We start from the raw sequence: 7,328 nt of genomic DNA, 5'->3' as shown, positions 1-7,328 counted from the left end.
TTTTTTCAAGCAGAAGACGGCATACGAGCTCTTCCGATCGTAGGCGACGCTGCCGGGAGAGTGGCCGGGAATATGGAAAAGCACGAATTCATGGCCGCTGCAGCTCCATCGGATTGAGCCGTGCGGCGGAATCGGCAGAGGGGTCACCTGCGTGAGAGGAGCGCATCTGCCAGGAATTCCGTAGGCTTGGGAACCAATCGGATGGCGCAGGAGGGGGATGTCGGCCGGATGGGCGTAGGCGGTAGCGCCGTGTTCGGCGACGAGCGCCGCCGCATCCCAAATGTGGTCGAAATGGCCGTGGGTCAAAAGGAGAGTTTCGACGCGCATCTTTTTCTCGCGCAGGAAAGTCAGGATCCCTTGCGGCGCGTCGACGCAGACCCACCCGTCCTCGCCGGGAAAGAGATAGGCGTTCGTCCGGAGGGGGCCGCCCGCGAAGATTTGGGGCTTGTGGCTCATGCGGACTTCGTTCGACTCATCCGTTGCCGGGCGCAAGCCACTTCCTCGGCATAAGTCTGCGCCGGATTTTCGCCGTCGAGACCGCTTTCTTTGCGTTCCCAAGAGTCGGGGACACCCATCGAGTAGAGGCCGAATCGGGGAGTATAGCTCCCCCACTCGTAGTTGTCGATCAGAGACCAGTAGAGGTAGCCGAAGAGGGGTGCTCCCTCTTCCCAAAGACGGGTGACCATCTGGACATGGGTGCGGATATAGTCGGTGCGGCGGACCGCGTCGGCCCGCTGTTCCAAGGCACCGGAAGAATGGCCCCGATAGGCGATCCCGTTTTCCGCAATCAGAAGGGGAAGTCCGAAGCGACGGAGCTGCTGGATCACGAAGGCGAGCCCTTCGGGGAGCATGTGCCAATCCCACCACTTGCTCGTAAAGCCCTCCAAGACCCACTCGTGAAAGGTCTTGTTCCGGCGGGGAAGCTCGTCGCGCCAATGGGGCCAGCGGAAGGCATGCTCGACGAAGGGATCATAGTAATCGAAGGCTATGTAATCCAAAGGACGGGTTGGACAGGAGTAGATCACGTCGATCAGGCGATCCCAGGAGTCACCGAGAGAGGCGGCGTAGGCGAGGAAGTGCTGCAGAGTCTTGACGGCATTGCCGAGGATTCTGCGGACGGGCGAAAGCGTGGGAAATTGTGCCCGTTCAAATTCCCGATCGAATCGGCGGGCATTTTCCCAGAGGTGGGAGAAGATCTTCTGCTTCGGGATCCCTCGGTGGGGACAATGGAGGAGGTCGATCCAGGCCTGATCGAGCCAATAGAGATTGTTCGCGTAGTTATTGAATCCGATGAGCGGCTGGACGGGAGCTTTTTTGTAGGATTCGTGGATGACTTGAAAGATGCGGGTGTGTGCTTCCAAGAGGTGCATGAGGACCTTGGCGAGGAAGTGCGCTCCGCGTGCCGGCCCCGTCGGAAAGTAGCCGTAGAGGTAATGGCAGGCTGCCAGCATGTTGGGTTCGTTGATCGTGAGGTAGATGCGGGGTGGGAGAACGCCGTGCTTCTCCGAAAGGAGCTCGAGGAGCTGGGGAACGGCATAGCGAACATAGGCGACAAAATGGTCGATTGTTTCGGTACGCAGCCATGCGTCGAGTCCCAGCCAAGCGGGGTGGGTGAAATGGTGAAGGGTAACGATCGGCTCGAGTCCCAGACGCCGGCAGTGGGCTAAGATCGCGGCGTACCGCTCGAGCGCGGAGAAATCGAAGGGTGGTGGCGGCGCGCCCGATTCGGGATCCGGAAGGGTGCAGATCGGTTGAATTCGACTCCAGGAAAGCTCTAGGCGAAAGGCGTTGAGACCGAGCCGCGCGGCTCGCTCCAAATCCGCTTCGGCGAGTTCCCAAAAGTTGCTGGCTCGTCCCGAAGTTTCCACCAGTTCTTCGCGCTCGGCCCAAGCCCAGTTGTTGAGAGGCTCGCCAACACCGTTGACCCCCCCTTCGTGTTGATAGCCGGAGGTGGCGACTCCCCAGAGAAAGGGCGGGAGCGGGGCTACCGGAGGCAGAAGAGGAGCCCGAAGAGGGAGCTCCGGCAGGCCGAGGCTCTCCGTTAGAGCTTCACTGCCTTGGCTACCTGAGCGATCTGATGCTTTTGCTTGCGATTGATCCAAATGGGTTCTGGCTCCTCGTATTCGTCTTCCAGCAAGCGGCGGACGATGGTCTGGGCCGCGTTCGGGTGGGCCGCGTTTCGAGCCGCCTCCCGCATCGATTGCAGGCGGGCGGGATTGGAAAGGAGAGAGTCCACCTTATAGGCGAGCGTGGTGAATTCGTGGCACTTGATCGCGGCGCCCTGTTCGAGGAGGTAGTCGCTGTTCAGCTCCTCCTGACCCGGAATCGGAGCCACGACTACCATCGGGAGGCCTCTGGCCATGGCTTCCGAGGCGGTGAGCCCTCCCGGCTTGCCGATCAGGAGATCTGCAGCGGCCATCCACCGATGCATCTCTTGGGTAAAGCCGAGCACCTTGAGTGGGGAGGAATTCTTCCACCCGGCTTTCGTTTGGAGAAGGCGTTCTCGGAGCGTGGGATTCTTCCCGCAGACGACGACGATCTGCACAGGCACGGTCACATTCCGGAGAGATTCGACGACGACTTCGGCGGGGCCGACGCCGAGCGCGCCGGCGGAAACGAGAAGAAGCGGGAGATTGGGATTGAGTCCTAAAGCGCGGCGAGCCTCGGAGCGATCGAGAGGTTGGGAAAACACCGGGTCGATCGGGATGCCGCTGACGGTGACCCGTTCTTCCGGAAGACCAAGCCGACTCAAGTGGACGCGTGTTTCCTCGGTGGCCACGAAATATCGGTGGAAGAGCCGACAGAGCCACATGGCGTGGAAATGAAAATCGGTCACGACGATCGACAGGCGTGTGCGCAACCCGGCTTGCGAGATCCAGTGGGAGATCAATTCCGCAGGGAGGAAGTGGGTGCAGACGGTGATGTCCGGAGCGAAGCTTTCAATGAACTCGACGAGCGGACCCGTATGGAGCCGATCGAGCATCAAACGCATTCGGTCGGTCTTCCACGGCTCGTCGGTCATCTTGTACCACCAGCCGAGGAAGGTGGGGGCCTTTTCCACCAGTTGGATATAGAGGCTCGAATAGAAGTCGCGGAAGATTTTGTTGGTGAACTTGAGGGCATCGACCGTCAAAACCTCCTCTGTTTCCGGTTGGAGGCGGAAGACTTTGCCCAATGCCTCGGCGGCCCGCACATGGCCCATGCCGGCACTCGTGGAAAGAATCAGGACCCTTCGGCGAAACATAGCGACTATTTTCTCCTATCTTTTCGGCGCCGGCTGGGATTGCTGCGGTGCGCTCTCCCCTTGGTAGAGAACGACTTTGCTGTGACCGTCGACTTGCATCTGATCGGTGTCCCGGAAAAGGGTGATCACCGTTCCGGTGACATGGTTCTGGTCGTCGATCACTTCGGGATTGCCGGTCATGATCAGTTTGTTCTCGGCGACGATGTACTCCATTTGACTCGACCTTCCCGTCCGTTTCGCCTGCTCGAGAACGGCATCTCCCCGGGCGATCATCCGTTTGACTTGGTTGCCGGTCTCGTCGAAGAAGACTGTCATTTCATTGGACCTCAAACGCAAGTTGTTGGTGACCATGATGACGTTGCCGTTAAAAAATCCCTGATGGATGTTCATATCCAACCGGAAGGTGTTAGAAGTCACCACCGTAGCGTCCGGGTGGCTTTGGAGCTCCGTAGGCTTCCCTTCGGGGAATTGCCCCCAAAGCTCGGGAACCGACGAGGCGAAGAGAATCGAGCAGGCAAGGAGCGGAAGCAGAGATTTCATGGGGAAGATTCCAGAGGCTTCAAGACGGGAGCTCCTCCCTGCCTCAGGGCGGGGGTACTCTTTCCGGAGCTCTTCCCGCCGCCAGGATCGGCGAGCGGTAGGTGGTAGAGGACTACGCGCACATTCTGTCGGAAGACGCCTCGGTGCGCTCCCACTTCCCAGTCCATAATTTGGCTCGTGAGCCGCAGATCGGGTCGCTCGACGACGGCACCGGATTGGGTGCTGAGCCGGTCCTCGAGCTTCCAAAAGTCGCAACGCGGCGAAAGGATGGTGGTGCCTACCTTACCCTGATCGTAGAGCTCGATCTTCATTTCCAGGATTTCGGTCCGGTTTACGCTGATCGCCCGAGCTTCCCGCCCAGTGATCACTCCTTCCAGCTCCCCTTGGGGATTCCTTTGCGGGAGGCGAAACTCCTTCACCACCGATCCAAGCGGGATCGACGCGGAGTCTGCCCGCATCCATTGGGGAGAGAAAACGGCCGCCGAAATGCAGAGGGCGATCCAAAGAGGTTCGCCCTTCTTCCCATGCGCCGCCCGCTTCCAGGAGGCAACCGTACGGCGTGGGGAAGCGGCTCTCCGTGGATTAGCTCTCTTTGGCCGCTGCATGGATCTTCAAAAGCTTTTCGAGAAGCGAGGAAACTTGCGCCAGTGGGATCATGGTGGCTCCGTCGGAAGGCGATTGCTCGGGAGATGGATGAGTTTCCAGAAAGAGACCGTCGACTCCCACCGCGACGGCCGCTCTTGCCAGCGGAAAAGCCAAATCCCGATCTCCGCCGGAAGCCGATCCGAGCGCACTCGGCCGTTGGATCGAATGGGTGGCGTCGAAGATGACCCGATATCCCCGCTTTCGCAGGTGCGCCAAGTTTCGCATGTCGACAACCAGGTCATGATAACCAAAAGAAGTCCCGCGTTCTGTAAAAAAGAAGCTCCGGCAGCCCCCGGACCGGAGTTTTTCCGCGATGCGATCCATGTCGGAAGCTGCAAGGAACTGTCCCTTCTTTACGTTAATCGGCTTTCCGGTTGCTGCGGCGGCTAAGAGGAGGTCGGTCTGCCGCGAGAGAAAGGCCGGAACTTGCAGAAGATCGACTACGGCCGCTGCGGCTGCCGCCTGCGCGGTTTCGTGCACGTCGGTGGTGACGGGAACTCCCAATTTGTCCCGGATGCGTCCTAAAACCTCCAATCCCGCCTCCATTCCCGGTCCTCGATAGGAGTCGACGGAAGAGCGGTTAGCCTTGTCGAAGGAAGCCTTGAAACAGAACGCGAGCCCGAGACGCGAGGCAATGTCCTGTAGCGTAGAGGCGATCCGAAAGGCGAGCTCCTCGGATTCCAGCACGCAAGGACCCGCGATCAAAAAAAAGGATGGACTCTCCGGAAACATGCTATTGAGCGGAGTGGCGCAGCGCTTCCCTCAAAAAGCCCGCGAAGAGGGGATGGGGAGCGTTGGGGCGCGAGTGAAATTCCGGATGGAATTGACATCCAATGAACCAGGGATGATCGACGAGCTCCAAAAGTTCGACGAGCTTCGTATCCTCGGAGGTCCCTGCCACAAGGAAACCCGCCCGCTCGAAAGCTTCTCGGTAGGCGTTGTTGAACTCATAGCGGTGGCGGTGGCGTTCCCGAGCGGAAAGGGCCCGGTAGGCGGCTTGGCTCTTCGTTCCCGGGACCAGATGGCATTGGGAGGAGCCGAGCCGCATCGAAGCCCCCTTTTGGACCGTATGCCGCTGCTCCTCGAGTAGGCAGATCACCGGATCGGGTGTGTCGGGGCGAAACTCGGTGCTGTGGGCCTCGGCGAGTCCGAGGACATGCCGGGCGAATTCGACCGCAGCGATTTGCATGCCGAGGCAGAGGCCGAGATAGGGGATCTTCCGTTCGCGAGCGAAGCGCGCCGCCTCGATCTTTCCTTGAACGCCTCGGTGACCGAAACCTCCCGGGACGATGATGCCTTGTGCCTTGCCGAGGAGCTCCTCGGGTCCCCGCTTCTCTACTTCCTCCGCATCGACGGAGAGGAGATCGATTCCGGCATGCACGGAAGCCCCCGCATGCACCAGGGCCTCGGAGACGCTCTTGTAAGCGTCGTGATGTTCGATGTACTTGCCCACCATAGCGATGCGGACGCGGTATTTCGGGGCAAGGATCCTCTGGAGGAACGCTTCCCAATCCCGAAGATCCGCAGGAGGGAGAGAAAGGCGGAGGGATCGTACGACAAGCTCGTCGAGCCGTTCTTTCTGCAGCAGAAGCGGCAGTTCGTAGATCGAATGTTCCAAATCGAGCTCTTCCACGACGGCTTCCAGAGGCACACTGCAATAGAGAGCCAGTTTCTGCCGCACGTCGGGCGTCAGAGGCCACTCCGAGCGGCAGACGAGGATATTGGGCTGGATGCCGATTTCCCGAAGTTTGGCGACGCTCTGCTGGGTCGGCTTGCTTTTGAGTTCCCCGGCCGCGCGGAGGTAGGGGACAAGAGTGACGTGGAGAAAGAGGGCGTTGCCGGGGCCGACCTCGAGGGCGAGCTGGCGGACCGCCTCCAAAAAAGGGAGACCTTCGATATCCCCCGTGGTTCCGCCGATTTCGGTGATCAGCAAATCGTAATCCCCGGCGGTCGCCGCGGCTCGAATCCGCTCCTTGATTTCTTCGGTAACATGGGGGATGACCTGGACGGTCTTCCCGAGGTAATCGCCGCGCCTCTCCTTGTGGATCACCGATTCGTAAATCTGGCCGGTGGTCGCATTGTTCTTGCGAGTGAGCTTGACCGAAGTGAATCGTTCGTAGTGACCCAGGTCGAGATCGGTTTCCGCCCCGTCTTCGAGTACGTACACCTCCCCATGCTGGTAGGGGTTCATGGTTCCCGGATCGACGTTGAGGTAGGGATCGAGTTTCTGCAGAGTAATCTTGAGTCCCCGGTGCTCGAGCAGGGTGCCCAACGCGGCAGCGGTCAACCCCTTTCCAAGGGAGCTCACGACCCCACCCGTTACAAACACATATTTCATCTCTCTTCCAATATTCGCTCCGCGCGCCCGACATCTTCCGGCACGTCGACGCCAAAGCAGCGCATGGCGGTGGGCACGGTTAGGATCGGCATGCCATTTTCCAAAGCGCGCAACTGCTCGAGACTTTCCGCCTGCTCCAATTCGCCCGGAGCAAAGCCGACGAAACGCCGGAGAGCTTCGGCTCGGAACACATAAATTCCCACATGAGCCCATCGGGGCACGTCCCGACCAACGTCGCGGACGAAGGGAACGGCCGCTCGGGAGAAGTAAAGCGCGTAACCATGCCGGTCGCAAACCACTTTTGTGACATTCGGATTTTCGGCTTCTTCAAGAGCGAGCTTGCGGCGAAACGTCGCCATGGGAGCCGATCCGATCTCGCCGATCAGCCGATCGATTTCTGCCGGATCGATACCGGGCTCATCCCCCTGTAAGTTTACGTATAGGTCGGCGGGGATCCGTTCCGCTACCTCCGCCATTCGATCCGTACCGGATCGATGGTCGGGTCGGGTCAGTTCCGCACGGGCTCCGAAGGCACGGGCGGCTTCGAGGATCCGCCGGTCG

8 protein-coding genes are annotated in these 7,328 nt (G+C 59.9%); all 8 read right to left on the bottom strand.

Translation table 11 applies throughout. The features are described 5' to 3' along the window. The coding region (locus FN369_RS11730) for an MBL fold metallo-hydrolase (RefSeq protein WP_142526119.1) at positions 1 to 456 on the bottom strand (456 nt) is incomplete at its 3' end. Continuing rightward, positions 453 to 2,102: a family 1 glycosylhydrolase gene (locus tag FN369_RS10665; RefSeq protein ID WP_246189676.1), complete on the bottom strand. Its 1,650-nt coding sequence runs from the start codon at positions 2,100 to 2,102 to the stop codon at positions 453 to 455. The genes FN369_RS11730 and FN369_RS10665, both read right to left, overlap by 4 nt. Further along, on the bottom strand, positions 2,042 to 3,244 hold the full coding sequence (locus tag FN369_RS10660) for an MGDG synthase family glycosyltransferase (protein WP_142526118.1): 1,203 nt from the start codon (positions 3,242 to 3,244) through the stop codon (positions 2,042 to 2,044). Before FN369_RS10660 ends, FN369_RS10665 begins: the two co-directional genes overlap by 61 nt. 15 nt (positions 3,245 to 3,259) lie before the next feature. After that, positions 3,260 to 3,784, bottom strand: a complete 525-nt coding sequence (locus FN369_RS10655) for an LptA/OstA family protein (RefSeq protein WP_142526117.1) — start codon at positions 3,782 to 3,784, stop codon at positions 3,260 to 3,262. Next, positions 3,781 to 4,242 (bottom strand): hypothetical protein, encoded by a 462-nt coding sequence (locus FN369_RS10650; RefSeq protein WP_246189675.1) that lies wholly within the window; start codon positions 4,240 to 4,242, stop codon positions 3,781 to 3,783. Before FN369_RS10650 ends, FN369_RS10655 begins: the two co-directional genes overlap by 4 nt. Before the next feature lie 124 nt (positions 4,243 to 4,366). Next, a complete protein-coding gene (gene kdsA / locus FN369_RS10645; protein WP_142526115.1) occupies positions 4,367 to 5,161 on the bottom strand; it encodes a 3-deoxy-8-phosphooctulonate synthase in 795 nt (264 codons plus the stop codon). Between the two features lies 1 nt (position 5,162). Beyond that, on the bottom strand, positions 5,163 to 6,767 hold the full coding sequence (gene pyrG / locus FN369_RS10640; RefSeq protein WP_142526114.1) for a CTP synthase: 1,605 nt from the start codon (positions 6,765 to 6,767) through the stop codon (positions 5,163 to 5,165). Continuing rightward, a partial coding sequence (locus tag FN369_RS10635; RefSeq protein WP_142526113.1) for a 3-deoxy-manno-octulosonate cytidylyltransferase occupies positions 6,764 to 7,328 on the bottom strand: 565 nt, incomplete at its 5' end. The genes FN369_RS10635 and pyrG, both read right to left, overlap by 4 nt.

Origin of the sequence: Methylacidimicrobium cyclopophantes (genome assembly GCF_902143385.2) — a bacterium.
Lineage (GTDB): Bacteria > Verrucomicrobiota > Verrucomicrobiia > Methylacidiphilales > Methylacidiphilaceae > Methylacidimicrobium > Methylacidimicrobium cyclopophantes.
This window is presented reverse-complemented; position numbering and strand designations above follow the sequence as displayed.